Origin of the sequence: Streptomyces mirabilis (assembly GCF_039503195.1) — a bacterium.
GTDB classification, from domain to species: domain Bacteria; phylum Actinomycetota; class Actinomycetes; order Streptomycetales; family Streptomycetaceae; genus Streptomyces; species Streptomyces mirabilis_D.
Map to the genome: position 1 here is coordinate 192,390 of NZ_JBCJKP010000001.1, position 24,587 is coordinate 216,976.

The 24,587-nt window shown below is 68.1% G+C and carries 20 protein-coding genes and 4 pseudogenes; 11 read left to right on the forward strand and 13 right to left on the reverse strand.

The features are described from left to right. Positions 1 to 67 precede the first annotated feature (67 nt). Positions 68 to 685, forward strand: coding sequence for a TetR/AcrR family transcriptional regulator (locus tag AAFF41_RS01075; RefSeq protein WP_343323245.1), 618 nt, complete (start codon positions 68 to 70; stop codon positions 683 to 685). Between the two features lie 15 nt (positions 686 to 700). Here AAFF41_RS01075 and AAFF41_RS01080 read toward each other — a convergent pair whose 3' ends face one another. Together AAFF41_RS01080 and AAFF41_RS01085 are read right to left on the reverse strand one after the other, a co-directional pair. Beyond that, positions 701 to 952, reverse strand: coding sequence for a hypothetical protein (locus tag AAFF41_RS01080; protein WP_343323246.1), 252 nt, complete (start codon positions 950 to 952; stop codon positions 701 to 703). Positions 953 to 1,167: 215 nt separating this feature from the next. Further along, a pseudogene (locus tag AAFF41_RS01085) lies at positions 1,168 to 1,296 on the reverse strand (L-rhamnose mutarotase); the annotation flags it as partial. Between the two features lie 44 nt (positions 1,297 to 1,340). On the opposite strand from AAFF41_RS01085, the pseudogene AAFF41_RS01090 reads away from it, so the two are divergent. After that, positions 1,341 to 1,502 (forward strand): annotated as a pseudogene (locus AAFF41_RS01090) (short-chain dehydrogenase); the annotation flags it as partial. Positions 1,503 to 2,175: 673 nt separating this feature from the next. On the opposite strand, the gene istB reads toward AAFF41_RS01090, so the two are convergent. Then, on the reverse strand, positions 2,176 to 2,901 hold the full coding sequence (gene istB, locus AAFF41_RS01095) for an IS21-like element helper ATPase IstB (RefSeq protein ID WP_425526226.1): 726 nt from the start codon (positions 2,899 to 2,901) through the stop codon (positions 2,176 to 2,178). Positions 2,902 to 3,007: 106 nt separating this feature from the next. Here istB and AAFF41_RS01100 point away from each other — a divergent pair, with 106 nt between their 5' ends. Then, positions 3,008 to 3,289, forward strand: a complete 282-nt coding sequence (locus AAFF41_RS01100) for a hypothetical protein (protein ID WP_319752892.1) — start codon at positions 3,008 to 3,010, stop codon at positions 3,287 to 3,289. Between the two features lie 39 nt (positions 3,290 to 3,328). Here the strand turns inward: AAFF41_RS01100 and istA are convergent. Beyond that, positions 3,329 to 4,801: pseudogene (gene istA / locus AAFF41_RS51300) on the reverse strand (IS21 family transposase). Between the two features lie 733 nt (positions 4,802 to 5,534). Between istA and AAFF41_RS01115 the strand changes: the two are divergent. From AAFF41_RS01115 to AAFF41_RS01140, 6 genes are all read left to right on the forward strand, one after another. Further along, positions 5,535 to 6,068, forward strand: a complete 534-nt coding sequence (locus tag AAFF41_RS01115) for a PadR family transcriptional regulator (RefSeq protein WP_319752891.1) — start codon at positions 5,535 to 5,537, stop codon at positions 6,066 to 6,068. Beyond that, positions 6,065 to 6,907 carry an ABC transporter ATP-binding protein gene (locus AAFF41_RS01120; RefSeq protein ID WP_319752867.1) on the forward strand — a complete coding sequence of 281 codons (843 nt, stop codon included), beginning with the start codon at positions 6,065 to 6,067 and terminating at the stop codon, positions 6,905 to 6,907. The genes AAFF41_RS01115 and AAFF41_RS01120 overlap by 4 nt, the downstream gene beginning before the upstream one ends. 2 nt (positions 6,908 to 6,909) lie before the next feature. Beyond that, positions 6,910 to 8,682 carry an FtsX-like permease family protein gene (locus AAFF41_RS01125; protein WP_319752866.1) on the forward strand — a complete coding sequence of 591 codons (1,773 nt, stop codon included), beginning with the start codon at positions 6,910 to 6,912 and terminating at the stop codon, positions 8,680 to 8,682. A 333-nt stretch (positions 8,683 to 9,015) separates the two neighbouring features. Next, complete coding sequence (locus tag AAFF41_RS01130; RefSeq protein ID WP_343323249.1) at positions 9,016 to 10,845, forward strand: nucleic acid/nucleotide deaminase domain-containing protein; 1,830 nt, start codon at positions 9,016 to 9,018, stop codon at positions 10,843 to 10,845. Positions 10,846 to 11,006: 161 nt separating this feature from the next. Then, positions 11,007 to 11,459: a hypothetical protein gene (locus AAFF41_RS01135; RefSeq protein WP_343323250.1), complete on the forward strand. Its 453-nt coding sequence runs from the start codon at positions 11,007 to 11,009 to the stop codon at positions 11,457 to 11,459. A 164-nt stretch (positions 11,460 to 11,623) separates the two neighbouring features. Beyond that, positions 11,624 to 12,112, forward strand: coding sequence for a hypothetical protein (locus AAFF41_RS01140; protein WP_319752896.1), 489 nt, complete (start codon positions 11,624 to 11,626; stop codon positions 12,110 to 12,112). Positions 12,113 to 12,233: 121 nt separating this feature from the next. Here AAFF41_RS01140 and AAFF41_RS01145 read toward each other — a convergent pair. From AAFF41_RS01145 to AAFF41_RS01160, 4 genes and pseudogenes are all read right to left on the reverse strand, one after another. Beyond that, positions 12,234 to 12,414, reverse strand: a pseudogene (locus AAFF41_RS01145) (hypothetical protein); the annotation flags it as partial. Between the two features lie 797 nt (positions 12,415 to 13,211). Further along, positions 13,212 to 14,069, reverse strand: coding sequence for an alpha/beta fold hydrolase (locus tag AAFF41_RS01150; protein WP_319752862.1), 858 nt, complete (start codon positions 14,067 to 14,069; stop codon positions 13,212 to 13,214). 162 nt (positions 14,070 to 14,231) lie between these two features. Beyond that, on the reverse strand, positions 14,232 to 15,050 hold the full coding sequence (locus tag AAFF41_RS01155; protein WP_343323251.1) for an alpha/beta fold hydrolase: 819 nt from the start codon (positions 15,048 to 15,050) through the stop codon (positions 14,232 to 14,234). A 451-nt stretch (positions 15,051 to 15,501) separates the two neighbouring features. Continuing rightward, entirely contained in the window at positions 15,502 to 17,049 is a 1,548-nt protein-coding gene (locus AAFF41_RS01160; protein WP_343326229.1) for an MDR family MFS transporter, read from the reverse strand. A gap of 1,059 nt (positions 17,050 to 18,108) precedes the next feature. Here AAFF41_RS01160 and AAFF41_RS01165 point away from each other — a divergent pair. Both AAFF41_RS01165 and AAFF41_RS01170 read left to right on the forward strand, forming a co-directional pair. After that, complete coding sequence (locus tag AAFF41_RS01165; protein WP_343323252.1) at positions 18,109 to 19,584, forward strand: MFS transporter; 1,476 nt, start codon at positions 18,109 to 18,111, stop codon at positions 19,582 to 19,584. Beyond that, a complete protein-coding gene (locus tag AAFF41_RS01170) occupies positions 19,550 to 20,122 on the forward strand; it encodes a TetR/AcrR family transcriptional regulator (RefSeq protein ID WP_343323253.1) in 573 nt (190 codons plus the stop codon). The genes AAFF41_RS01165 and AAFF41_RS01170 overlap by 35 nt, the downstream gene beginning before the upstream one ends. 492 nt (positions 20,123 to 20,614) lie before the next feature. Here AAFF41_RS01170 and msrB read toward each other — a convergent pair whose 3' ends face one another. The 5 genes from msrB to AAFF41_RS01195 all read right to left on the reverse strand — a co-directional run bounded on the left by msrB (position 20,615) and on the right by AAFF41_RS01195 (position 24,556). Further along, entirely contained in the window at positions 20,615 to 21,028 is a 414-nt protein-coding gene (gene msrB / locus AAFF41_RS01175; protein ID WP_319752858.1) for a peptide-methionine (R)-S-oxide reductase MsrB, read from the reverse strand. A gap of 205 nt (positions 21,029 to 21,233) precedes the next feature. Then, positions 21,234 to 21,596: a Sec-independent protein translocase subunit TatB gene (locus AAFF41_RS01180; RefSeq protein WP_343323254.1), complete on the reverse strand. Its 363-nt coding sequence runs from the start codon at positions 21,594 to 21,596 to the stop codon at positions 21,234 to 21,236. A gap of 90 nt (positions 21,597 to 21,686) precedes the next feature. Further along, positions 21,687 to 22,604 (reverse strand): twin-arginine translocase subunit TatC, encoded by a 918-nt coding sequence (gene tatC, locus AAFF41_RS01185; RefSeq protein WP_343323255.1) that lies wholly within the window; start codon positions 22,602 to 22,604, stop codon positions 21,687 to 21,689. A gap of 106 nt (positions 22,605 to 22,710) precedes the next feature. Then, on the reverse strand, positions 22,711 to 22,977 hold the full coding sequence (gene tatA / locus AAFF41_RS01190) for a Sec-independent protein translocase subunit TatA (RefSeq protein WP_319752855.1): 267 nt from the start codon (positions 22,975 to 22,977) through the stop codon (positions 22,711 to 22,713). Positions 22,978 to 23,230: 253 nt separating this feature from the next. Continuing rightward, positions 23,231 to 24,556, reverse strand: coding sequence for an epoxide hydrolase family protein (locus AAFF41_RS01195; protein WP_343323256.1), 1,326 nt, complete (start codon positions 24,554 to 24,556; stop codon positions 23,231 to 23,233). Positions 24,557 to 24,587 lie beyond the last annotated feature (31 nt).

A 24,587-nucleotide genomic window follows, 5' to 3' on the forward strand; every position in this document is an offset into this window, starting at 1 on the left:
CGGACCTCCGACAGTTTCAGAACGTCGTTTCAAAACGACGTTATCAAACCGAGGTAGGCTGCTGGCCGTGGGTAGGCCGAGAACAAACGACGAGGCCGTCAAAGAGCGGCTTGTGGAGTGCGCGACCGAGATGCTTGCCACCCGTCCGCGGGAGTCGCTCACGGTCCGCGCCGTGGCCGCTGCTGCCGAGGCGTCGACGACGGCGGTGTATTCGTTGTTCGGCGGTAAGGACGGGCTGATCGGTGCGGTGCGCGACAGAGCCGTCGCTGGCCTGTTCCAGGACCTGTCGGCGGTGAAGACCTCCGCAGACCCTCTTGCCGACCTCTATGCGCTGGCTGTCGCCTACCGTCGTTGGGGGCGCGGACACACCCATCTGTACACGGTGCTGTTCGGTGGTGTGCAGTCCTTCGACCCGTCGGGGGAGGTCGGTGCCAGTGACCCGATCCTTCCGCTCCTCGCGGCGATCGATCGCGCGTTGGCGGCGTCCGTCCTCGTCGGCGATGCAACGTCGATCGCCCTGTCGATCTGGGCCACCCTGCACGGACTGGTGACTCTCGAACTGGCCGGGGCCCTCGACGCCGCCACGGCCGAGACCGCATTCCGCTCGACGATTCACGCCACGTTGCGCGGGTGGGCGACCCCGGCGGTGTTCCGCAGCCTTCGCCAAGCCGAACTCGCTCACTGACAGGATCAGGGCCGGTTATCCGCGCCCTCCCGGTCCCTGCCGGGGCGAGGGTGCATGGTCGGTGAAGACCGGCATGCCAAGGTCGACCAGCTGCGGCCGGCCATCGGTTGGAGATCGCTTGAGGCTGTTGAGCTTGGCCATCGCAGCATCGAAGCTGACCTGGAGTCCCCCAACCTCGCCGAGCCAGCCGTTGGCGCGGGCCTCGGTGATGCGCTCGCGGAGGCTCTGGATGATCTCGATGAGGCGTGGCCTCTGGCGAGGATCCACCTGGAGAACGGGGCAGCGGATGCAGGCTTATCCGAACTACCCAGTTCACGGACCGACGGGGCCGCTCGCAGGCGAGTTGCTAAAAGTAGTGGGCGACAATCTCGGCGCCCCGAAGTGTCCGGGCGTGTCGCGCCGCCGACTCCTGCAGGGGGACATCACCGTCGGCGACTGCATCGAGCTGACCGCCGCACTGGAGGCCGGACCCCTCACCAACCTCAGCCGAGGTGGAAGATCTCTTCGGCGGGAGCCCACCACTGCCCCTCGGTCACGGTGTCCAGTGGTTGCTGGCACGGGTCGGTCAACGCCCACCACTCGCGAGAGACCGGGTCGGCGCCGAGCGCTCCATCCCGATCAGCCCTCCTTCCGCAGCAGCAGTCCGTCCATGCCGCCGTCCACGGCCAGGCCGTGGGTCGGCCGACTCCTTGAGCGGGCGAACGACCCGGCGGCGGAGCGCGCGGCGCTGGCGGCCAGGCAGCCGCACGGCCGCCTGGTCAGTGCCGACGAGGTCGCCTATCTGGCCTCTCCCGCGGCCGCCTCCACGACGGGCACTGGCGGCCCTCAAGCGGGCCAACATCGGCAACTACTCCATCTTCCTGCGGGACGGACTGCTGTTCAGCTACCTCGAGTACACGGGATTGCGGCTGCCGAGGACGAGCTGTCCCGGCTGGAGATCACCCGAGAGACCCCGGCCACTCTGGGCGCCAAACACATCTCTCCAACGCTGCAGTTCGAGCCGTCCCGCTCCGGAGATGCGAATCCGGACGATCTGTCCGCGCCCGTCACGCCAGGGGTCAACCTGGCGACCGGCGAGGTGCCCCCCGGAGGGCGACTGGCCCGTGCTCGCCCTGCTGGCCAGCACGGACGCGCCACTGCGAGCCAAGCAGATCTGCGCAGGCCGGGGCGCGATAGCTGCCCGGGCCGGTCACACCTCGTACGGGAGCGACGCCCACGATAGAAGAGCTGCGTTGTTCGAACTACGTTCGATACATTAGCGACAGTTCCAGCCATGCGGCTTGAACTGAGGCGCGTGTGATCGGAGGTGGACGTGTCGCCCCCCGGGAATGCGCACCTGCACGTCGCCTCCGGTTACTCGGCCCGCTACGGCGCCTCTCTCCCGCGCTGTCAACGGCCATTGAGATGCCCAGGTGAGTGGCCGCGGGGTGTCCAGGCTGGTGGCCATCAGAAACCCAGACGTGCGGCCAATGGTGTTCCCGGGGTGGGGGTCAGTTCAAGGGGACCACTCCTTTCCCGGCGAGGGCCTCGGCGAGGCGGTGCGAGTCGCCGGTGGTGGTCACGAGGTGAGCGTGGTGCATGAGGCGGTCAGTGCTCGCGCCCGCGAGAGTCTTCGGCATGATCGTGTCGAAGCCCGAAGGGTGGATATTGCTGCTCACCGCGATGGACCGGCGTTCGTAGGCCGCGTCGATGATCCGGTAGAACGCCTCGGCGGCGTCCTCCCCGACGGGCAGCAGGCCAATGTCATCGATGACGATCAAATCGGCCCGGCAGATCCGGGCGACGGTCCGTGCGGTGGACCCGTCGACCTTCGACTTGCCGATCGCGGCGCTGAGTGTCTCCAGGGTGAACCAGGACACTCGCAGGTCGCTTTCGATCGCGGCCTGGGCCAGGCCCTCGGTGAAGTGGCTCTTGCCCGTCCCCGACGGGCCAGCGATCACCAAGTTCTCGGCGCGGCCGATCCATTCCAGGGTGGTCAGGGAGTTCTGGGTGGGTTCGGGGATGGTGGAGTCCTCGGCCCGCCAGGAGCCCAGGGTTTTGCCGGTGGGGAAGTTCGCCGAGTGCCGGCGGAGACGCCGGGTGGCGGCGTCGCGGCCGGTGGCCTCCTCAGCGATCAGCAGTCGCAGGACCTCGGCGGGGTCCCAGCGTTGCGCGCGGGCGGTGGCCAGCACGTCGGGAGCGGCTTTGCGCATATAGGGCAGGCGCATCCGGCGCATCAGCCTGTCCAACTCCTCGGGCAGGGCCGGGGCCTGGGGAAACGTCACAGTCGTATATTCCTTCGCTGGTCGAGGTAACCGCCGATAGGCTCGGCGGGTGATCAATATGGCGGTGCGTGGTGACAGCGGGGACGTCGTGGCTCGCGCCAAGGCCGGTGTGGTGTGGACCGCTGACTTCGCGGATCTGGACCCGGCGGACTTCCCGATGCTCTTCGCCCTGACCCCGTATGGGGATGCGGTGTTCAACCAGCGGCAAATGCCGCTGCTGCTGGCGGAACTCGACCGGCTTCCGGCCGCCTGCGGTGGTGAATGGGTCGCTCAGGCCCGCGAGTTGTGCCAGGTCGTCGAGCGTGGGCTGCACCTGTATCTGTGGTTCATCGGCGACTGACCCCGCTCGGCTGGGCTTCAACTTTCTTGGGGCCGTTGCCTACTGGCCCAAGGCCTGCCAGCCGATGGTTCCGTTCTGGACGGAGTGGGACTCGTCCGCGCGGACGATCTCGCCGGCGGGCTTACTGTCGGCGATGTGTCCCAGGATCGAGAGCAGGTCGCTGTCGGCGAAGCGCCCGGCCGTGGCCGCCAGACCGAGGGCCTGGTCGACTTTGTCGTTGCCCAGGACGGTGGAGCTCGACCGCGCGGGCCATCTTGGCGCGGATGCGGGTGGCGCCGGCGGGTCCGGCCTCCTTGAGCCAGCGCCCGGCCCCGGGACCGATGCCCACGAACGCGATCTCCGCCTCCGAGCAGGGCTGCAGCCTCGGCTGGTGGATGCTGCGGCCGTCCGGGTGGTCGGGGTAGTGCGCGTCGATGATCTGCGGAACACCCGGAGTGGAAAGCTGGTGGCGCCAAATCTCGAGCAGGTCACCGGAGTTGGTGCGGGCGGTGATGGAGAGTTCCTCACCGACCACCCGGCACCACACTCTCACTCCGGTATACCCCGGCGGGGTCGAGTAGCGCACCGAGTTGAAGCTGATGGTGCGGTCCGAGCCGACCAGCCGTTCTTCGCCCAGTGCGAGCGCGAACGGCTCGATGGGCAGGACATGCAGCGTGGTGCGTTCGACGTCCAGACGGCTCGCGGGTATCTGCCCGGTCGCCCGGTGACGGCGCGAGTTCACCGCATCACACCAGGTCAGGCAGGCATCCGCGAGCTCGGCGAAGGTATCGTAGGCGGCCAGCAGGTTTGTGCTGGTGGGCACAGGTCGGCCTTCACGATACGGACCGTGGCCTCCGCACCGCCCTTCGACTCGGGGTCGTAGGGCACGCAACTGACCACCTGGCAGCCGTAATGACGGCCCGCGGCGACCATCTGCGGATGACGTACCGGGATCCCGGCGATGTGCTCGACGGTGACCGTCTTCGCGTTGTCGGTCAACACATACGTCGGCGCCCCGCCGATCCGCCTGAGCGTGGTGTCCAGGCAGGCCACCAACGTGCCCAACGTGCAGTCCCAGACCGGGATCACCACCCGAAACCGCGACCAGGACAGCCACGCGCAGAACAGCCAGGTCCGACGCCCCGCGATGCGCGGCCCCTCACCCCAGTCGAACTGCAGCCACCGGCCCGGCTCGGGAATCCACGGCCGGTACGTCCGGCGCTTGCCCGCCTTCCACGCGGTCTTCGCCGTATTCACCGCCCGTCTCGTCGAGCGTTCGCTGCCTCGGTAGCCCATCTTCACGAGCTTCTCGTGGACCACATCGGCGCGGATCGTCGCCTTCGACTGCTCGACCCACTCCTCGACCTTTTCCAGGAACGCGTCGATCATCTTCGGCCGCGGCTCTCGCTCATAGGGATTGCGCCCGCCGTTGCGGGCCTCGACATACCGCTTGACCGTCTTCGGATCGTGCCCCGTCAAGTTCGCCGCCGACCAGACCGTCCCGGTCAGGTCGTACGCCTCAAGGATTTCCATAATCTCCGTGTCAGACTTCGTCACAGGACCTCTCCGGCCGTAGCTGATGCGCGCAAACACCAGCAAACGGGCGGAGGGGCCCCTCCAGTTAAAGAAGTGATCAGGAACACCACTGGTCAGACGGCCATGCACCTGGATTTCCGGTGGCCATCAGCCTGGACTCGGCTGGCCGCACACCTGGACTTTGCCACGGCCGCCGTCACGCGCGACGAAGCACGCTGACTTCTCACCTCGGGCGTGCGTGCCTGCACCCACTGCAAGCCCGACGCCCAGGTGTGCGACCAGCGCCCGGGCGATTACTGGTGATCCCGGCTATCCGTAGCTGCGGAGTTGGGCCGCCGGGCGGTCGATCTCGGGACGCCTTCGTTCACTCGTGCACGGGGGTCACCGGCCGGCGGTGTAGGTGCAGGGGCAGCCAGTCCGCCAGTCGGCGGCGGCGAGGACACCGATCTGCCATTCCAGCTTCTGGCTGCCGGTCGAAACTGGCGCGTGCGATCTTCAGAAGACGAAGGTTTCTTGAAGGTCCGAGCGCGGTCAAATGGTGGCCGACACGCGTGCGTCGTACTGGGCCACGGTCTCGTCTCGGGACCGAGAACCACCGTGTGACGTGCTGCAGCAGTGGGGAGGCGGTGCGCCCTCCCAACCGCAGATGGGGTTCAGGGTCGGCTTGACGTTCCTATTAGATAACCGCTATCTATAGTGCGTCGCAGAGGAGGGCGGTCTGTTGCAGGACGTGGTGCTGGCGCTGCTGGTCAAGGAGCCGTCGCACGGGTACGACCTGCGCATGCGGTTGGCGGCGGCGCTCGGACCGCTGGGCGAGACGCTGAACGCGGGTCAGGTCTACGTCACGCTCACCCGGCTGGAGAAGGCGGGGCTGGTCGTCCTGGAGCGTGAGGATGCGCCGGTGCGCGGCCCGCGGCGCAAGGTGTACGCGCCGACCGCGGCCGGGCAGGAACGGGTGGCCGCGTGGATGGCTGAGAGCGCCGGGCCCAGAGCGGACGTGGCGGAGTTCCACCTGAAGCTGGTGGCCGCCGCCGAGTCGGGTCTGGCCGATCCGCTCGTGCTCGTGGACACGCGACGGCGGGAGCTGATGCGCAACCTCGCCGAGGCCCAGCACGTCGTCCTCGCTCACGACACGAACTCGGAGGCCGGACTGCTCCTGGAGGGCATCGCGCTCCGGTTGCAGGCCGATCTGCGCTGGCTGGAGGCGTGTGAGCGGACCTGGTCCGCCCGCGCCCCGCATGGGAGAGGCGGAAGGATCGGATGACGAGGGACGTGCCGCGGGTCAGGGGCCGGTCACGGCGGAGGAGTACGGACGACAGCCCGGGCGCCGGACTGGTCGGCCGCCACCCCGGTGCTGCGGACGGGCCGCTACTGCGGGCGGTCGGCCTGTCGCGGGTGTACGGGGAGGATGAGAGCCTGGTACGGGCCGTCGACAGGGTCGACCTCGACGTGCCGGCCGGGCAGACGCTCGCGGTGACCGGGCCCAGCGGCTGCGGCAAGTCGACGTTGCTGCAGCTCCTCGGCGGTCTTGACCGGCCCAGCGACGGCGAGGTGTGGCTCGGCGGGCAGCGCATCGACCACCTCGGCGAGCGGGCGCTGGCCAGGCTGCGGCGCCGGGTCGTCGGCTTCGTCTTCCAGGATTTTCACCTGATGGACGAGCTGACCGCGGCGGAGAACGTCGAGCTGCCCGTGCTGCTCACCGGCGCCTCACCGCGCACCGCCCGCCACTGTGCCGCCGGGCTCCTGGACCGGGTCGGGCTCGCCGACCGGGCCCGGCATCTGCCCTCGGAACTCTCCGGCGGGCAGCGGCAGCGGGTCGCCATCGCCCGTGCCCTGGTCAACGAGCCACTCGTTGTCCTCGCGGACGAACCCACCGGAAACCTCGACAGCGCCGCGACGCACGACGTCCTCCGCCTCTTCGGCGAACTGCGCGCCGTCGGCCAGACCCTCGTCGTGGTCACCCATGACGAGCGCGTCGCCGCCACCGCGGACCGTGTCGTCTCCCTGCGCGACGGGGCGTTGGCCGACGACACCCGCCTGGACAGCGGCGGCGACCACGGCGACACTACACGGCTCGGTGCGCTGCTGAGCTGGGAGGAGTGACCGTGGGACGCCTGCTGCTGATATGGCGCCTGATCGCGCGCGACTTGCGCCGCCGTCCCGGCGAGGCCGTCATGTTCCTGATCGCCGTCACCGCCGCCACCGCCGCCCTGGCCCTCGGTCTGGCGATCGACAGCACCGTGGCCACCGCCTACGCGAAGACCCGCGCGGCCACCGCCGGCCCCGACGTGATGGTCTCGACGACGGACCCGGACCCTTCCGGCATCGCTGCGCGCCTCGCCCATGCACCCGGCGTGACCGCGCTCGGTGGCCCGTTCTTCGCGTTCGACACCACCATCCGGGCGAACGGCCGTTCCGCGCACTCCGCGGTCGAGGGGCGCGGCGGCTCACGGTCCGCCGTGGACCGACCGCTGGTGACCGCCGGCAGCTGGGTGCGCCCCGGCGGTGCGGTGATCGAGCGCGGCTTTGCGCAGTCACTCGGCATGCATGTCGGTGACAGCATCACCGTCGGCGGGCGCGGCTACCCGGTCGTCGGGACCGCGGTCAGCGCGGCCACCTCGGTGTATCCCTGGGGCGACCCAGCGCAGGTCGGGCCGTCCGATGCCGGCGGCATGGTCTGGCTCACCACCGCCGACGCCCACGCGGCGGCGGGCGATGCGCCCGTGGTCCACCTGATCCACCTGAAGCTGTCCGACCCTGCCGCGACCGAAGCCTTCGGCAGATCCGCGGCCGTCCAGGCCAGCGGGGCGGACGGCCAGCTCAGCTACCACTACTGGCAGGACGTCCTCCACACGGACATGGCCATGATCCGGTTCACCCGGCCCACTCTGGTCATCGGCGGCTGGCTGCTCGCCGTCGCCGCGATCGTCACCCTCGCCGCACTCACCGCCCTACGCGCCGCCCGCGACCGGCGGCGTGCCGGACTGCTCAAGGCCGTCGGCGCGGGCCCCGGCACCGTCACCGCCGTACTGCTGACGCAGTACCTGCTGCTGACCGTCCTGGCCACCGCGCTCGGACTGGCCGCCGGGACGGTGGCCGCACCCGAACTGGCCGATCCCAGTGCTGGGCTGCTCAACACCGTCAGTGCCCCGGGCACCGACAGCGTCGTCGGCACGGTCTTCCTCGCCGTCGTGGTCGCCCTCGCCGGTACGCTCGGCCCCGTCCTGCGCGCCGCCCGTGCCAGCACCGTCCACGCCCTGGCCGACCCGGCGCACCTGCTCACGCACCGCCCGCGGCTGAACGCCATGACGGCCTACCTGCCCACGTCGCTGCTGCTCGGCGTACGGCTGCTCGCCCGTCGGCCCGGCCGCGCCGCCCTGGCCTCCGCCAGCACGGCCGCCACCACCATCATGGTCACCGCGGTGCTCACCTGGCACACCGAGTTGAACGCGGCCCCCGACTTTGTGCGGTTCGGCCCCATCGAAGTGCGGACCGACCAGACCGGCCAGGTGCTGCTCGCCGTCACGCTCGCGCTAGGTGCGCTGTCCACGCTCAACACCGTGCTTCTCGGCTGGAGCACCGCCGTGCAGGCCCGGCGCGCCCTGACCATCACGCGTGCCCTCGGCGCCACTCCCGGCCAGGCCGTCTCAGCGCTCTGCGTCGCACAACTGCTGTCCGCCGTGCCCGGATTGGCGGCGGGTATCCCGGCCGGGCTCTGCCTGTACTGGCTGTTCGGCGACACGGTCACGCCCCCAGCGTCGTGGCTGCTCACCACCGCACTCGTCATCCTGACGGCAGTCGGAGCGCTGACCGCCCTGCCGGCGTGGGCTCACACCCGCCATCCCGCCGGGCGCGCCCTCAACACCGAACCCGTCTGACGGATCCGTTCACAGGGGCCGCCGACCGGGTGTGCGACCGTCAGTGCTCATCCTCATCGTCAAACCGCCCTGCCCCAAGCTCGAAGAACGCATCTGCCTGGAACGGCCCGACGTCGCCACATGCGCTCTGATCTGGTTCTTCCTCGACCATTCAGCGCCTCACCCAGAGCGGCCCGCTCCCCGACGACACCAACGGGCATCACCGTCGACACGGCCGCAGGCTGGACGGGTGGACTGGCCCGTCTCCGTCGCCCTCGCACAGTCCGTACCGGAACTGCCCACCAGCACGGACTGGAGCTACTAGGTGAAACTCGACGGCCACAGAATGATCATGTGGCGGACCAACGCCGGAGTCCGACTGCAGGCCCACGCCGGCCACCACCTCCCAGCGGGGACCGTCCTGCCCGACCAGCAGACCGCGCCCCCGCGGCGGACACGGCGGCCGACAACGCCGAGGCGGCGGCTGGCCGGGCCCGTTCTGAGGCGGACGCCGCCACGCAGGCCGCGGCCGACGCCGCAGCCACCCGCGCGGAAGCAGCCGCGAAGCGGGCCCGCTCCGACGCGGACGCCGCGCAGGCGGCCAAGCTCAAGGCGGACGCGGCGGTACGGACGGCCACCAGCGCCGCCGCGGACGCGATCAAGGCGTCCCAGGACGCCGCCGCCGAGGCCAACGCCGCCAAGAACCTCGCCGATCAGGCCAAGGGCGACGCCAAGGAGACGTACACCCACGCGGCGAACGCCGCCAAGTACGCCGCCGACGCCCGCACCTACTCCAAGGACGCCCTGGGCTACGCGGCCGACGCCGCCAAGGCAGCGGCGGCGGCGCAGGCGTCATTGGCCCGCACCATCGAGTACGACCGGCAGGCCGCCGCCGACGCTGCAGCCGCCGACAAGGCGGCCGGCAACGCCGAGGGTTACGCCAAGGACGCCCGCGACTCCGCCGACGCAGCCGCACTCGATGCCGAAGCCGCCCGCGCCGCCGCCGACCGGGCCGAACAGGACGCCAAGGACGCCGACAAGTACGCCAAGGAAGCCCAGGACACCGCTGACCGCACCGAACGGGAGGAAGCCAACAAGGAGGCATCCCAAGGGGCTGGTACGGGCATTCCCGGTGTGTTCGCCGTCCCGGACGAGTCCACCATCGAGATCGTCAGCAGCAAGCAGATCGGCACCTGCCCGGGGATGCCGGAAGCGGCCTTCCAAGGCTGCAACGCGAAGTACGACCTGGTCGTCACCTACGAGGCCGATTTCTACCTGTGCACCGACGACCAGGCCCAGGCCACGGCCGACGGGTGCCCGAAGACGGCGTGGCAGTTCCTCCAGCGGGCGACGCTGAAGAACATCAAGATCGACGACTGGACGCACAAATTCTCCGGCAAGGACATCGTCCGCGCCGGATGGCAGAGCCTCTTCGGTGATGTGCCCGGGGCGATCCTGTTCTCCTTCTCCGCCGAAGACCTGATGGACTGCTGGCACGGCAGCAAGACCGCCTGCGCCTGGAGCATCGCCACGTACGTTCCGATCGAAGGCCTGCTCGCCCCGATCTCACGCGCTGTCAAGGCGCTCGACGCCGCCGCCAGGACAGGCATCGACTTCGAAGACGCCTTCAAGGCACTACGCAGCCTGGAAGGTCTGTCGCCGCTGGCAAAGGAAGGAATCGGCGCTAGGGTCCTCCGACAGCTGTACGAGACGTGCACGAAGCGCGGCAAGGCAGCATTCGCACTCTCTGCAGGCGGCGCGTGCGCGAAGATTATCCCGTACGCCAGTACGGACTTGGCCGTTGTTGCCTACAAGTTCCGGATAGGCAGCGGACTCAGGTACAAGTTCGGACGGAACGTCGCGGTTGCATGGGTTCCAGGATGGGCTAAGAAAACCGGCGCGAAGGATGACTTTGTCGCCTTTGCGAATATCCCCCTGGGGCTTAATTCCGAGAAATTGATCGTAAAAAAGCTGGAAGAAAAGGGATTCAACAAGAACCAGATCAAGGAACTCTACAGCGAACGCAGCCCTTGCGATGCCAGGTGCTCCCCTCTCATGGAAGGCATCCCGGTAACCTACTCAACTCCAGACGGACCTGGATCAGCCCAAATGATCAAGTACATGCTCGACACGTTCGAGCGTGGAAAGTTTGCACGCTCCACACAGCAAAATCTGTCTGAGTGACGCACGAAGGGGGGCGTCGGAGAGCTGAACTTTTGGCGCCCCCTTTATGCGTACGGAAACGCATCGCTGTCGGCCAGAGAAGTAAGTTTCTGGCCAACCGGAGGAACTGCGGCTTCCAACATCCGTATCATCAGAGATGACCTCACTCCAGGAGATACCCAGTGACGTATATAGACCCCGAGAGTCGAGCCAATACTAAGGCGCACGGTCACCCGTACGCTTCGGAGGAAATCATCGCCGATGGGTACGACCTGGCAGGCCGGGTCTGCCGAGAACTCCACCGCGCCGGTCTTCCCGCTTATGTCGAGCGTCCGGGAGTACCGAAACAGCCCGGCGTCTGGGTGGAAGTCGACAGCCAGGGTGAGTACGCCGGAGGCCTCTACGTCCGCTGGAACGCCCCAGAACTTGGAGAGGCCGGTATGCGGGCAGTGGCAGAACGGCAGGACCCGGCGGCGCCGGAGTGGAAGCGCTACGCCGAGGTCGTTCTACTCATGCAGACGGCATTGATCGGGATCCTGCGGCTGGCCGGCTTCTCCGTCGTGCGGGCCGAGGAGGTCGACGACGTCGCCGAGGGTGATGTGTACGTTCACGCCGATACGCCCTCGCCTTCGTGAGCACCCTCATGCTCCAGGACATGCTCGCCGCCCCCCGAATGGGCCGACATCCTTGCCAACGAGGACAGACAGACCCTTAACCCCACCGACAAGCCCGCCAAGCCCCCGGTCCGCTAACCGCCCGGGCAACGGGTGCTGCGGTGGGCGGAGCAACTCGCCTCCGAATGGCCCGAGATGCGCGGGCACCGGCCCTCCAGGACCGTCTCTGGCGCGGTCCCGTCGACGGTGACAACGGGGCGATGCTGCGGGCGTTCGTGGAAGTCGACCGGGCCACCATGGGCCCTGAACGCCTCGCCGCCAAGCTGTCCGCGTACGAGCGCCTCTACCGCTACGTGCCCACGGTCCGGGGGCGCCGCCGGCCGTCCATCGGTCAGAAGCCGGAACTGGAGGACTGGCGGCGGCACTACCCACTGTTCCCGCGGCTGCTGTTCGTCCCGGACGGCACCGGACCCGCCGGCGTCGAGAACCGGGTGACCGCCCTGTGTGCGGCCGCCAGGCAGTTGGCGCCGCCCCGTTTCCTGCAGGACGTGCCCATCATCGCGGCGTCGCTGGCCGACCTGCTCCACCACGGCCCCTCCGCACCCGTATGGCGCCCCGTTCGTGAACCCGACCAGCGAGTCCGCTGGACCGTGTCCGGGCATCGGCAGACGTGACAAGGCCGCCGCAGCTGACACTCCTCCGGCGGTGCTGACCAGCCGTGGTCGGGGGTGAGCACGGCACGGCCAGACCCATGGTCGGGGTGGTCCGCCCCAGCGGCTGACCGGCGCTGCTCCTGCCCGCTCTCGTCCGCCGGGGCCAGCACTTCGCCGACCCGCGAGCAGGCGATGGCCCACTCCTTCCATTCCCGCTCGGCCACGGCCAACTCTGCCTGGACGCGGTCGACTTCCTCCCGCAACTCGTCAACACGGCGGCGAGCACCCAGCTCACGCTCCAACAGCCCAACCACCGACGGCATCCACGACCTCCCGGGCAGCGACAGCACACCAGGCCACAACTCCCACGGGATCGCCGACCCTATGCCCGACCAGCGGAAACGCAGTCCTCAAGCCCGGAAAGACAACAGCTTCTTACGTCCCGGCCGTCGAGCCGGCCGGGATACGCGTGCGTTCAACTGGGGTGCATCCTGTCCGCGTACAGAAGGCCTTTGTCAGGCAGGTAGAGCTCGCGGTCGACCTGGGCGTGGCCACCGACCCTCTATCCACCCGGCCGTGCCGGAGTATTGGCGCTGCGCCCCCGCAAAGGTGGTGCCCCTTCTTCACCGCACAGCCAGTGCCTGGACCGGAACCGGGGAAGGTGCGCAGCACGGTCGCCAGCGAGAAGGTCCGTGCCCAGGCCGAGCAGGTCGTCGGCGAGGCAGTCCAGGCAGCCGGACGGGCCACCGGCAACGACGCTCATCGCCCCGCACACACTGGAAGCCGCGGGCGACTCCTGCGAAGCCAACGAACCGGTTGGCCCTGAGCGGCACTGAGGACCTCTGCGTGGGGGCGGCCCTGGTATCGGGAACCATGGCTGTGCCTCTACCAGGTTGCCGGCGCGAGGCAGGGCACCGACAGAGACGGCCGCACCATCCAGCTTCCGGGCGGCCCGACACGCGCGGGCGTCTGGGCCCTTCGCGCTACCCGCGGACGGCTGCCCGGTCACGGCGGAGCGCACCGGAGCGTTTGTGGAGGGGCGAGCATGACCGACCCGCCCCGCTCACCGGCCGATCGGCTCATCACCGCTCTCCGGCGCCACAGCTTGCCGCCGCGCCGGTCAGCGGAAGGCGGGTTCGCTGTCCAGGAACCGGGACACGTGGCTCACGAACAGCTCCGGGTACTGGAACAGCGCGCCGTGCCCGGAGTCGGGGTAGATGACCAGCTGCGCGTTCGGAATGTGCTGCTGCAGGATGTAGGAGTTGATCGTCGGCACCATGATGTCGTGGCTGCCATTGACGACCAGGGTGGGCTGCTGGATGGTCTTCAGCTCGCTCCAGCGCTCACCAACCTGCTCGCGCCATTTGGCCATGGCCCCGACCTGGGCCTTGGCGACCTGCATCGAGCTCAGCGGGACGACGTCGACGGTGCGCTGGTGGCGCCGCGCCAAGAAGTCTCTGCCGGCCTGCTGACTGGTTTCAGTCGGCTCGAAGAACAGGAACAGGTACCCATCGTCGGTGATCTCCGGATCGTGCCCGGCCACTTCATAGATCTTTGGGTCCTGGCCCTCGAATTCTCCTGCCCGCGGTCCCGTGCCGACCAGCACGAGCCGGCGCACGAGCTCAGGGTGGCGCAGCGTCAGAGTCTGGGCGATATAACCGCCGATGGAGAAACCAAGAACGTCGGCCTGCGAAATACCCAGCGCCCGGATGACCTCCGCACTGTCGTCACCGAAGGCCTCGAACGTCTCCGGCACCTCGCCGCTCGACCCGGCCACCCCCGCATAGTCGAACAGGATCACTTCCCGGTTCGCGGCCAGCCCGTCAGTGACCGCCGGATCCCAGTTGTCCATCCCACCGCGGAAGTGCACCAGGAACACCAGCGGAATGCCCCCCGGCTTGCCGAACCGGCGGTATGCGTGCCGGACCCCTCCCGCCTCCACGTACTGCGTGGGTGCGGTGACGTGCGTGTACGACATGTTCTGCTCCTTTGATACTTATTTCGATTGGATTATGATCTTGACAAAAGCCGTTCGGCTTCGTACCCCAACGGGGCCGCAGCCCACTCGATGTGCGGGCCAGTAGGCGGCCGTCTCGACACCAGCGCCTTGGCGTTCGGCTGCGGCTTGCCGCCGCGCCGGTCAGCGGAAGGCGGGTTCGCTGTCCAGGAACCGGGACACGTGGCTCACGAACAGCTCCGGGTACTGGAACAGCGCGCCGTGCCCGGAGTCGGGGTAGATGACCAGCTGCGCGTTCGGAATGTGCTGCTGCAGGATGTAGGAGTTGATCGTCGGCACCATGATGTCGTGGCTGCCATTGACGACCAGAGTGGGCTGCTGGATGGTCTTCAGCTGGCTGAACCCCTCACCGACGGGCTCGCGCCATGCCGTGATGGCCGCGACCTGAGCTTTGGTCACCTCGGGCCCGCTCAGCAGGTCGACGTCGACGGTGCGCTGGTGACGCCGCGCCCAGAAATCCCTGCCGGCCTGCTGACTGGTTTCGGTCGGCTCGAAGAACAGGAACAGGAAGTCCTCCATGGTCGGCACCGGGTTCGCGGCCACCTTCAGCGCCTTCGGATCCCGGCCTTCGGCTTCGCCGCCACGCGGTGCCGTGCCGACCAGCACGAGCCGGCGCACGAGCTCGGGGTGGCGCAGCGCTACCTCCTGCGCGACGTAACCGCCGATGGAGAAGCCGAGAACGTCGGCCTGCGAAATACCCAGCGCCCGGATGACCTCCGCACTGTCGTCACCGAAGGCCTCGAACGTCTCCGGCACCTCGCCGCTCGACCCGGCCACCCCCGCATAGTCGAACAGGATCACTTCCCGGTTCGCGGCCAGCCCGTCAGTGACCGCCGGATCCCAGTTGTCCATCCCACCGCGGAAGTGCACCAGGAACACCAGCGGAATGCCCCCCGGCTTGCCGAACCGGCGGTATGCGTGCCGGACCCCTCCCGCCTCCACGTACTGCGTGGGTGCGGTGACGTGCGTGTACGACATGTTCTGCTCCTTTGATACTTATTTCGATTACAGGACCTGGCTCAATATCCGCCACGGCCTGGAATTTACGGTTTCCCTGACTTCGACACAGGGTGTAAACCAATCGGTTCTTTTAATTAACATCGAATGAAAGCCGATCGATTTCGCATGGTCGCGAGAGGGTAATCACAGTGATATGACGCGCGGCGGTCCGACCCGGGATATACCGGGGAAGGTGGGGGCGACCCTGGGACAAGAAGGCGTACGAGAGGAACCAAGGCGAACGTTCCGCGAGCTCGAGCAGGCGCAGAAGTTCGTGGCAGGTACTGGGGGCGAGGTCGGGCGATCATTGGCGCGCGTCCGAGGGCGGCGGTGACGGCCACCGGCATTCCCACGGATGCCAATACCCACCGGACCCGCATCGGCTGGACCAAGGTCACGAGCTACAGCACCGTGGCGACGGTAGGTCAGGCGCTGTCGGGGTGTGAGAGGCGACCGAGCGCATCGGCACCTCCTTGATGAAGAGGGTGGCGATCAGCGTCAGCAGCGCGAACGGCGCAGCGGCGAGGAAGACCGCGCCCACGCCCTTGCCGAAGGCGTCCTCGATGAACGGCCGCACACCCGGCGGGATCAGACTGAGGTCCGGGATCGCCGAGTTCTTCAGCGACTGCGCCGCGGCCACCGGCACTCTCCCTGCCAGCAGGTCCTGCGCCACCTGGTGGTTCACCCGGTTGTTGAGCAGCGCGCCCAGCGCGGAGACGCCGCTCGCGCCGCCCATCGTGCGGAAGAAGGCGACCAGCGCGCTGGCCGAGCCCAGTTCCCGGACAGGCACGGTGTTCTGCACCGCCAGCACGAGGTTCTGCATCATCATGCCGATGCCGAGTCCCGAGAGGGTCATCGAGACCGCCACCTGCCAGTACGCGGTCTCCGTGCGGGCGGTGCCCAGCAGAGCGAAGCCCGCGGCGAGGCAGACCGCGCCCAGCACCAGGAAGATCTTCCACCGGCCGATCTGCGTGATCAGGCGGCCGGTCAACAGGGAGGCGATGCCGAGGGCGAGCACCATGGGCAGGGTGTAGACGCCGGACAGGGTGGGTGTTTCGTCCCGGGCCAGCTGGAAGTACTCGCCGAGGAATGTGGTCTGGCTGTATATGCCGGCGCCTACGGTCAGCGAGGCCAGACACGCGAGCGTGACCGTCCGGTGGCGGAAAAGGTGCAGCGGCACGACCGGCTCCGCGGCCCGCCGCTCCACGAGAACCGCAACCGCGAAGAGCGCTAGGCTGCCGCCGACCATCGCACAGGTCTGCCAGGAGAGCCACGGGTACTTGTCCCCGGCCAGAGTGACCCAGACCAGCAGCAGGCTCACCGCCGCGGCGATCACCGCCGAGCCGGGATAGTCCACCTTCACCCGCCGCTTCACGGTGGGCAGGTGGAGGGTCTTCTGCAGCAGCACCAGGGCGAGGATGCCGAACGGCACGCCGACGTAGAAGCACCAACGCCAGCCGAGCCAGGAGGTATCCGCGATGGCGCCGCCGATGAGCGGTCCGGAGACGGTGCCGAGCGCGAAGACCAGGCCGAAGTAGCCGCTGTAGCGGCCGCGCTCGCGCGGTGTGGCCATGGCCGCCACGCAGACCGGGCCCAGCGCGCTGACGCCGCCCACTCCGACGCCCTGGAGCACCCGGCAGGCGATCAGCTCACCGATGTTCTGGGAGAGCCCGGCCAGCATGGAGCCGAGCACGTAGGTGCCGAGGCCGAGCTGCACCAGCAGCTTCTTGCTGACCAGGTCGGAGAGCTTGCCCCAGAGGGGGGTGGTGGCGGTGAGGGAGAGCAGGGTGGCGGCGACGATCCAGGTGTATGCCGACTCACCGCCGTGCAGGTCGCGGAGGATCGTCGGCAGCGCGGTGGCCACGATGGTGGAGGAGAGCATGGCCACGAAGAGCCCGAGCAGCAGCCCGGACATCGCGGAGAGAATCTCCCGATGGGACATCCCGCCATCGATTTCGCTGCTGCGCACGGACTGGCCCCCCTGGGCCGCACCCGGGGTGATGGCCTGGCGCACGTGCATCTCCCAACCTTAGGTAGACAGGTCTGTATGACTGTCAACTCTAGACAGCCTTGTCTAATCGGGTCAATGCCAGTGCGCCGTGCCACACCGCCAGGCGTGGGCAGTTCTCCCACCCGTAGTCGCATCCCATGAATGGAATGACCTGGTCACAAGCCTGCTTGAAGGTGGCGATCACCCGGGCTCCGCCGGCCCTGGGTCCTCACGCAGCCGCTCCAGAGCCTCAAGGGCGGCGGCCGCGCCGACGACAAGGGAGACCCACCACAGGGTGGCGACCTACTCGCGGTCGGTTTGGCCCACGCAGCACAGCACCGGCCGGAATCAGGCGGCTCGGAGACGAGCCAAGCGGAGAGGTCCCTAGTAGCCTGCGCCTCACGGCCCATATCGCCATGCGGCCGGTGATGGCCGAGGTCAGGGCGCCGGGGCCGGCAGGCTGCCGATTCTTCAGGTGGAGCTTGGGGTCGCAGGCGGTGCGGTCGGCCAGCAGCGCCACAGAACGCGGACCCAGCGGCTTGCCGAGTCCGTACAGGGCTCCGTTGCGCGGCCCACCGCGAGCACAGACGTCATCACAGGCAGCCTCAACCCTGGGCGTTGCCGCCGGCGGAAATGAAAGCCTCCCCACGATGGCGTCACGCCTGCGCTCGCCGCCCGGGGAGCGGAACCGAGCCTGGCGTCCACGGCGGGAGAACTGGGTGACCGGGCGCAGCCGGTCTCGGCCAGGAGAGCCGGGGCGGGGGAAGCGGGGACCGCACCGAGGCGGCTAGTCGCCGCCACCGCACCGATCCGGCAAGCCGCTGCGGACCGGCTGGCCGCAGGTATCAAAGCCGCGATGCCACCGAAGAGCACCCCGGCAGCGGCCGTGAAACCACTCACGCCCCGCCGGGCCGACGATGCGGCGGTGAAGCGCTGACATTGACCGGCTTAGACAGATCTGTCTAAAGTTGGCGACCATACAGACCTGTCTACCTAAGGTTGGGGATGCACATGAGCCGCACCATGACGCCGGGTGCGACCCAGGCGAGCCAGTCCGTACGCAACAGCGAGATCGACGGCGGGCTGAATGCCGGCACCCGATCCCAGCCCAGCAAGCGCCTGTCCGGCCCATCGGCGCTGTACCTGCTGGCCTCGGTGTTCGTCTCACTGCTGGCCTCGTCAAGCGCGCCGACGCCGCTGTACGCCCTGTACCAGGCGCGATGGGGCTTCTCGCCGATCACGACCACCATGGTGTTCGGTGTCTACGCCCTGTCCGTGCTCATGTCGCTGCTGACCTTGGGCAAGTTGTCCGACCACGTCGGCCGCAAGCCCGTCCTGCTGGTGACGTTGCTGATTCAGGTCGCGACGATGGTGGTGTTCGCCACGGCTGACGGCGTGCCCTCGCTGCTACTCGCCCGCGTCCTACAGGGCGTGGCGACCGGCGCCGCCATCGGCGCGGTCGGCGCAGGCATGCTCGACATCGACGCGAGGCGCGGCCAGCTGGCCAATGCGGTGTCGCCGACCATCGGCACAGGGGGCGGCGCGCTTGTGTCGGCGCTGCTGGTGCGCTACCTGCCCGCGCCCACGCATCTTGTCTACTTCCTGCTGCTGGCGGTGTTCGCGCTGCAGGCGATCGGCGTCGCCCTGATGCGTGAGACGGTCACGCCGGCACCTGGTGCGCTGGCCAGCCTCAGGCCCGAGATCAAGCTGCCGCGGAAGGTCCGTGCACACGTGCTGGCCGCGGCTCCCGTGCTGTTCGCCGGATGGGCGTTGGCCGGGCTGTACGGCGCGCTGGGCCCCGCGCTCGTCGCCACGCTGACCGACGGCAACGCCGAGGTACTTGGGGGCTTGAGCGTGTTCGTGCTGGCCAGCGTCGCCGGAGTCGCGGTAGCCGTGCTGCGCAACGCTCAGCCGAGAACGATGATGCTGATCGGGATCGGCTCGCTGCCTGTGGGCGTCGTTATCACCCTCGTCGCGCTCGCCGTGGTGTCGCTCCCGTTGTTCTTTGTCGGCACCGCGGTGGCGGGGGCCGCCTTCGGTGCCGGCTTCCAGGGCAGCATCCGCACGGTGGTGCCACAGGTCACGCCGCACGAGCGGGCCGGTTCGCTGTCGCTGCTCTATGTGGTGTCGTACCTCGGCTTCGGTGTGCCCGTTGTGGTGGCCGGTTTCCTGACCGTGCACGGCGCGGGTTTGCTGGGCGCGACCCGGGACTACGGTGCCGCAGTGATCGTGCTGGCGGCAGTGGCACTGCTCGCGCTGATGCGGACCCGGCGTGCCGCTCGGCGACTGATCCAACGACCGGACAGGGTGGGCACTCAGGCGCGGCTGTCGATGAGCCGGGTGACCACGACGAGCAGCAGGACGAGATCCTCGGCCCGCTTCGCCTTCCGGCGTCATCAGCCGCGGTTTCTTGTATTCTGTACAGACCTGTCTAATGAGAGGGATGATGGAGATGGCGAGGGCCACGGCCAAGTCATCCGCACGTGAGCGTCTACTGACCGCCGCAGACGAGCTGTTCTACGACGAGGGCATCCGCTCGGTCGGCATCGACCGGGTCATCGAGCATGCGGGCGTCGCTAAGGCATCCCTGTACAACACGTTCGGCAGCAAGGACAAGCTGATCCAGGCCTATCTGAAGGGCAGGCACGAAAAGATCGCCACGCGCATATCGGCGGCGGTCCAGGCTGCCGAGACGCCGAGAGAACGCCTGCTCGCGGTGTTCGACGCGCAGGGAGCTCTGTACGCCGAGTCCGGCTTCCGCGGATGCCCGTTCGTCCGCGCCAACGCCGAGGCCCGGCCCGGTGACACGGTGGACCGAGCCACGAGCGACTACCGGGCGTGGGTACGCAGCCTGTTCACCGAGCTGGCCGAGCAGGCTGGCGCATCCGACCCGGAGGCACTCGCGCGCGCCCTGCACATGGTCTACGACGGCGCCGTCTTGTCCGCCCGAAGTGAGCACGACCCCGGCGCGAGTGCCGCCGCACGGGCCGCCGCCGGTGTGCTGCTGGACGCGACGCTGAGCTGACCCACCGCTGTCGGCTGCAGACTGCCGCCGACCAGGGCACATACACGCCACCGAACCGGACACTCCCCTGCTCGGGCCGATCGGCCGGACGGTCCCGGACAACCTGCTGCCCCGCTCTGCGACACACCGGCGGCAGCTCCCGCCACGAGCGCCGGGGATGACGATTGCCGAAGGGGCGGGATGGAGACCCCGGCTTTTCCTCCACCTTGACCGGAGCCGCCTGCGCTGCCCTCCCTGCGGCGCCACGGAGAAGTGCCTCTGCGCGGCCTCGTAAAAGAAGGCCGCGCAGTTGCGCAACGAACACCGCCCGTGTCAGTGGACCACGGACACCCTCCCGCCCTCGCAGATGAAGAGACGCCGGCGCTGACGTTGAGCACGCCGAAGATCAGCGATCAATGCCGCGACTGCGTGAATGATGCGCCGGCACCCGCACACCTGCGACGGCATCGGCTCGATGTGCATGCACTGCTCGGGCCTGACGAGCTGGTCAGGTCATTCGGAATCGGCAGGCTTCAGTCGCAGAGAGAGGCTGTTGATGCAGTATCGCTTGTCTGTCGGCGTGGCAAATCCCTCACCCTCGAACAATTCTCCAAGATATGAGCCGCATCGAGCGCACCGAACCACGGGAGCTTCCTGGCCGAAGGGCGGTTGATGCCGTTCCACTTCGACAGAGTCGAGGTCCTTGGGATCGTAGAACGAAGGCCAGCCACAACGAGAATCGAATTTCTCCTCAGAAGTGAAGAGCTCAGCACCGCACGCCCTGCAGGAGTACACACCCTCCACCTTCGTGTCGGTGTACTCTCCCGTAAACGGCGCTTCATCCCTAGCGCCACGCAGCACCCTGTACTCAGCGGGGGTGAGCTCTGCACGCCACTCGGCGTCTGACTTGTCGATATCGTAGGCCATGACGTCATCCTTCAAATTTGGGATAAGTGATCATTTCACCCGTCGACTACCGCTGAACTCTCGTCGTCATGACGAGTCCAGAAGCAGTTCCAGGGCGGGAAATGATAGGGCGCACCAGAGATGGTCACCGGCGCAGTGAGGCATATTGTCGCTGAGCCTGAGCATGGCCCTGCTCGGTGGTGATCTGCGGGGGTGGAGTTCGCGGTCATGTAGTGGGCCGGTCGTCGGTGCTGTTCGGTGTGTATGCCTGAAGGGCTTGCATCGATGCCGTGATTTCCCGGGTGTTTTCCGCGATGTCGTGGCGCAGGCCCTGGATGTCGTTCTGGCCGTAGTCGTTGCCGGGAGCGGCCAGTTGCTTGCGGACGAAGGCCTTGGGGTTGAGGTCCTGGAAGTCGAATTCCTCGAACCCGGGGCCCAGTTCCTTGCGGATGTCCTGCTTGGCGCTCTCGGAAACATCACGGAACTTGCGGAGGACCCGCATGGCCTCGCTGATCATCTTGGGGAGTTTGTCCGGGCCGAAGATGAACACGGCGGCGACGGCGAGAGTGACCACCTCGAGAGGACTCACATCGAATATCACCCTATGTCTCCTCAGACGTTCGGACAGGTTTTTGTGGCGTGTTCCGGGGATTTTCCGCAGGCTCTGCGAGCGCGGCGGTCATGCGGTGTCGTCGGGATGGGCGGCCGTGGGCTGGACCACCTCGGGGTCAGCGTTACGGACCGGTTGTGGGGAGTGCGGGCCGGCGGCGACCACCAGGGAGGGAGCCGGAGCCAGCACGGAGGCCTCATCCGGGCCGAGCCCATTGTCGGGGTCGGCAGCCCTGCGGCGAGCCTTCGCACGGTCGTGGACGGTCGCCACAACCAGGGCGAGCAGGAACAGCAGGCTGATGGGCACGGCCAGGGCGGTCATGGTGATCGGATCGCCGGTCGGGGTGGCGACCGCGGCGAAGACGAAGACGCTGAAGACGATGACCTGCCATCGTCGCCTCAGAGCCGCGGCGCTGAAGATACCCAGGAAGTTCAACAAAACCAGCAACAGCGGCAGTTCGAAGGACAGGCCGAAGACGAGCACCATGCGCAGGAGGAAGTCCAGGAACTCGTCGCCGGGCAGCGACAGGGAGAAGGCGTGCGGGTTGAAGCCCGCCAGAACTTCCAGGGCCTTGGGGAAGACCACGTAGGCGAGGTATCCGCCAAGGCAAAACAGGGGGACGGCCGCCGCGCTGAAGCCGAGCCCGTACCTCTTCTCCTGCTTGTACAGTCCCGGCGCGACGAAGGCCCACACCTGGTAGCTCCACACCGGGGCGGCCATGACGAACCCGGCCGACACCGCCACCTTGAAACTCAGCGACAGCGGGGACAGGATCCCTGTGTTGACCAGCAGACCGTTCGGACATTCCCGGGTCGGCCGGCCTACCCCGTGGACATGGGGCAGAGCACAGGCCGGTCCGGTGATCCGCTCGAGCAGCCAGTCATGGGCCAGCCATCCGACGACGGTGGTCACCGCCAGAGCCAGCACCGAGACAGCCAGACGGTTGCGCAGCTCCCGTAGGTGCTCCGTCAACGGCATGACGTCCATGGGCGCATGCTGCGGTTGCTCAAAAGCGGTGGCTTCTGTGTGTTGGGGGTCGTTCACCGGATGCCCTCGGTTTCTCGTGGCCGGCGAGTGCGGCGGCGGTGCGCGGTCAGACTCGGTTCGTCGTTTCGGCTTCGACGTCCACCCGGTTGCCGCTGTTCTCGGCCGGTACGGCCTGGATGCTTGCGCGCGGCGCGGTGGTCGGCTGCGCGGTGTCCGCCCGGGCGGTGTCCGTCTTCATGGCGCTGACTTCGGACTTGAAGATGCGCAGGGACTTGCCCAGTCCGCGTGCGGTCTCGGGCAGTCGCTTCGCTCCGAAGAGCAGCAGCACGACAGCCGCGATAATCAGGATTTCCAGGGCACGGTTCTCAAACATGTGGTTCTCGTTCCCGTACGGGCTCGGATGCCGAATCGGTACCAAAGCTGCTGGTCGGTGGAGGTGAAGCCGGTTTCGGCTTCGGCCGCAGGCCGTGGACCGCCTGGCAGCCGGGGCTGAGGGAAGAAGCCCGGTTCGGTGCGGCCGGGCGGCGACTGGGATGGAGCCGCCCGGCCGCACCTGTGGGGCGCGGACTGTGCACGTCGTCGGCTGTGGCCGGTTTCTTGGGCCGTCCGCGGTGCGGCGCTGGCGGTTAGCGCAGCGGTCGCAGGCCTTCGCGCAGTTCGTTGACGAAGAGCTTGGGCTGCTCCCAGGCGGCGAAGTGGCCGCCGGTGGGGAGGGTGTTGTAGTGGATCAGGTTGGGGTAGGCCTTCTCGGCCCAGCTCTTGGGGGCCTCGTAGATCTCGTGGGGGAAGACACTGACGGCCACCGGCAGGGTCACGCCCTTGCTGCCGAAGAACTGGAACTTGTTCTCCCAGTACAGGCGGGCTGCGGAGACCGCGGTGTCCGTCAGCCAGTACAGCGTGACGTTGTCCAGGAAGTCGTCGCGGCTCAGGCCACCCGGGTGGCCGGCGAAGGCGCGGGAGATCAGTTCCTGGCTGGCCGTGTCGTGGTCAAGCAGGTAGGACGCCAGACCCAGCGGGGAATCGGTCAGTCCGACCAGGGTCTGCGGGCGCCGGCCCATCTGGTTGGCGTAGCCGACACGCTTGTAGAAGAAGTCCAGCTGCTCCACCGCCCGCTTCTCGTCCGAGGAGAAGCTGCTGGTGTCCACCGGGTTTCCGGCGAAGAGCGCGGCGTCGACCGCGGGCGGAACCACACCAGCCATGTTGGTGTGGATACCGGCCAGCCCCTGAGGCTTCTGCAGAGCCATCAGGTCCACGATGACCGCACCCCAGTCGCCGCCCTGCGCGGCGTACTTGGTGTAGCCCAGACGCTTCATCAGCTCAGCCCAGGCTCGGGCGATGTGGTCCGGGCCCCAGCCGGTCGTGGTCGGCTTACCGGAGAAGCCGTAACCGGGCATCGAGGGGATCACCACATGGAAGGCATCCGACGCCTTCCCGCCATGCGCGGTGGGGTTGACCAGCGGGTCGATGATCTTCAGCTGCTCGATGACCGAACCCGGCCAGCCGTGCGTGACGATCAGCGGCAGCGCACCCTCATGCTTGGAACGGACGTGGAGGAAATGGATGTCCACCCCGTCGATCTCGGTGAGGAACTGCGGGTAGGAGTTCAGCTTCGCCTCCACCTTGCGCCAGTCGTAGCCCGACGCCCAGTAACCGGCGATCTGCTTCACCGTCTCCAGCTTCGTACCCTGCGACAGGTCGGAGACGGTCTCCTTCCCCGGCAACCGCGCAGCCACGACACGCCGGCGGAGGTCGGCCAGGTCCCGCTCTGGGAAGTGGACGCGGAAGGGGCGGATCCTGGGATCCGACGCTGTGCCGTGGCCGGAGCGCAGGTCGGCTGCCGCGGCCGACTGGGCGGGGATGAGGCCGAAGGATCCCGCCACCGCCGCGGCGGAGGCGGCAGCGGAGGTGGAGAGGAACTTCCGGCGGGAGTGCGGCGGAATGAGCTCAGACATGGTGGATCTCCTGGGGTGGTAGGGGCTCGCC

What these genes read in the sequence shown, in the direction of transcription:
- istB (WP_425526226.1), bottom strand. Translation starts at nt 2,901, where the DNA reads ATGCGCCGGATGCGCCTGCCCTATATGCGCAAAGCCGCTCCCGACGTG.
- AAFF41_RS01100 (WP_319752892.1), top strand. Translation starts at nt 3,008, where the DNA reads ATGGCGGTGCGTGGTGACAGCGGGGACGTCGTGGCTCGCGCCAAGGCC.
- AAFF41_RS01120 (WP_319752867.1), top strand. Translation starts at nt 6,065, where the DNA reads ATGACGAGGGACGTGCCGCGGGTCAGGGGCCGGTCACGGCGGAGGAGT.
- AAFF41_RS01140 (WP_319752896.1), top strand. Translation starts at nt 11,624, where the DNA reads ATGGCCCGAGATGCGCGGGCACCGGCCCTCCAGGACCGTCTCTGGCGC.
- AAFF41_RS01150 (WP_319752862.1), bottom strand. Translation starts at nt 14,069, where the DNA reads ATGTCGTACACGCACGTCACCGCACCCACGCAGTACGTGGAGGCGGGA.
- AAFF41_RS01160 (WP_343326229.1), bottom strand. Translation starts at nt 17,049, where the DNA reads ATGTCCCATCGGGAGATTCTCTCCGCGATGTCCGGGCTGCTGCTCGGG.
- AAFF41_RS01165 (WP_343323252.1), top strand. Translation starts at nt 18,109, where the DNA reads ATGAGCCGCACCATGACGCCGGGTGCGACCCAGGCGAGCCAGTCCGTA.
- AAFF41_RS01170 (WP_343323253.1), top strand. Translation starts at nt 19,550, where the DNA reads ATGGCGAGGGCCACGGCCAAGTCATCCGCACGTGAGCGTCTACTGACC.
- msrB (WP_319752858.1), bottom strand. Translation starts at nt 21,028, where the DNA reads ATGGCCTACGATATCGACAAGTCAGACGCCGAGTGGCGTGCAGAGCTC.
- tatC (WP_343323255.1), bottom strand. Translation starts at nt 22,604, where the DNA reads ATGGACGTCATGCCGTTGACGGAGCACCTACGGGAGCTGCGCAACCGT.
- tatA (WP_319752855.1), bottom strand. Translation starts at nt 22,977, where the DNA reads ATGTTTGAGAACCGTGCCCTGGAAATCCTGATTATCGCGGCTGTCGTG.
- AAFF41_RS01195 (WP_343323256.1), bottom strand. Translation starts at nt 24,556, where the DNA reads ATGTCTGAGCTCATTCCGCCGCACTCCCGCCGGAAGTTCCTCTCCACC.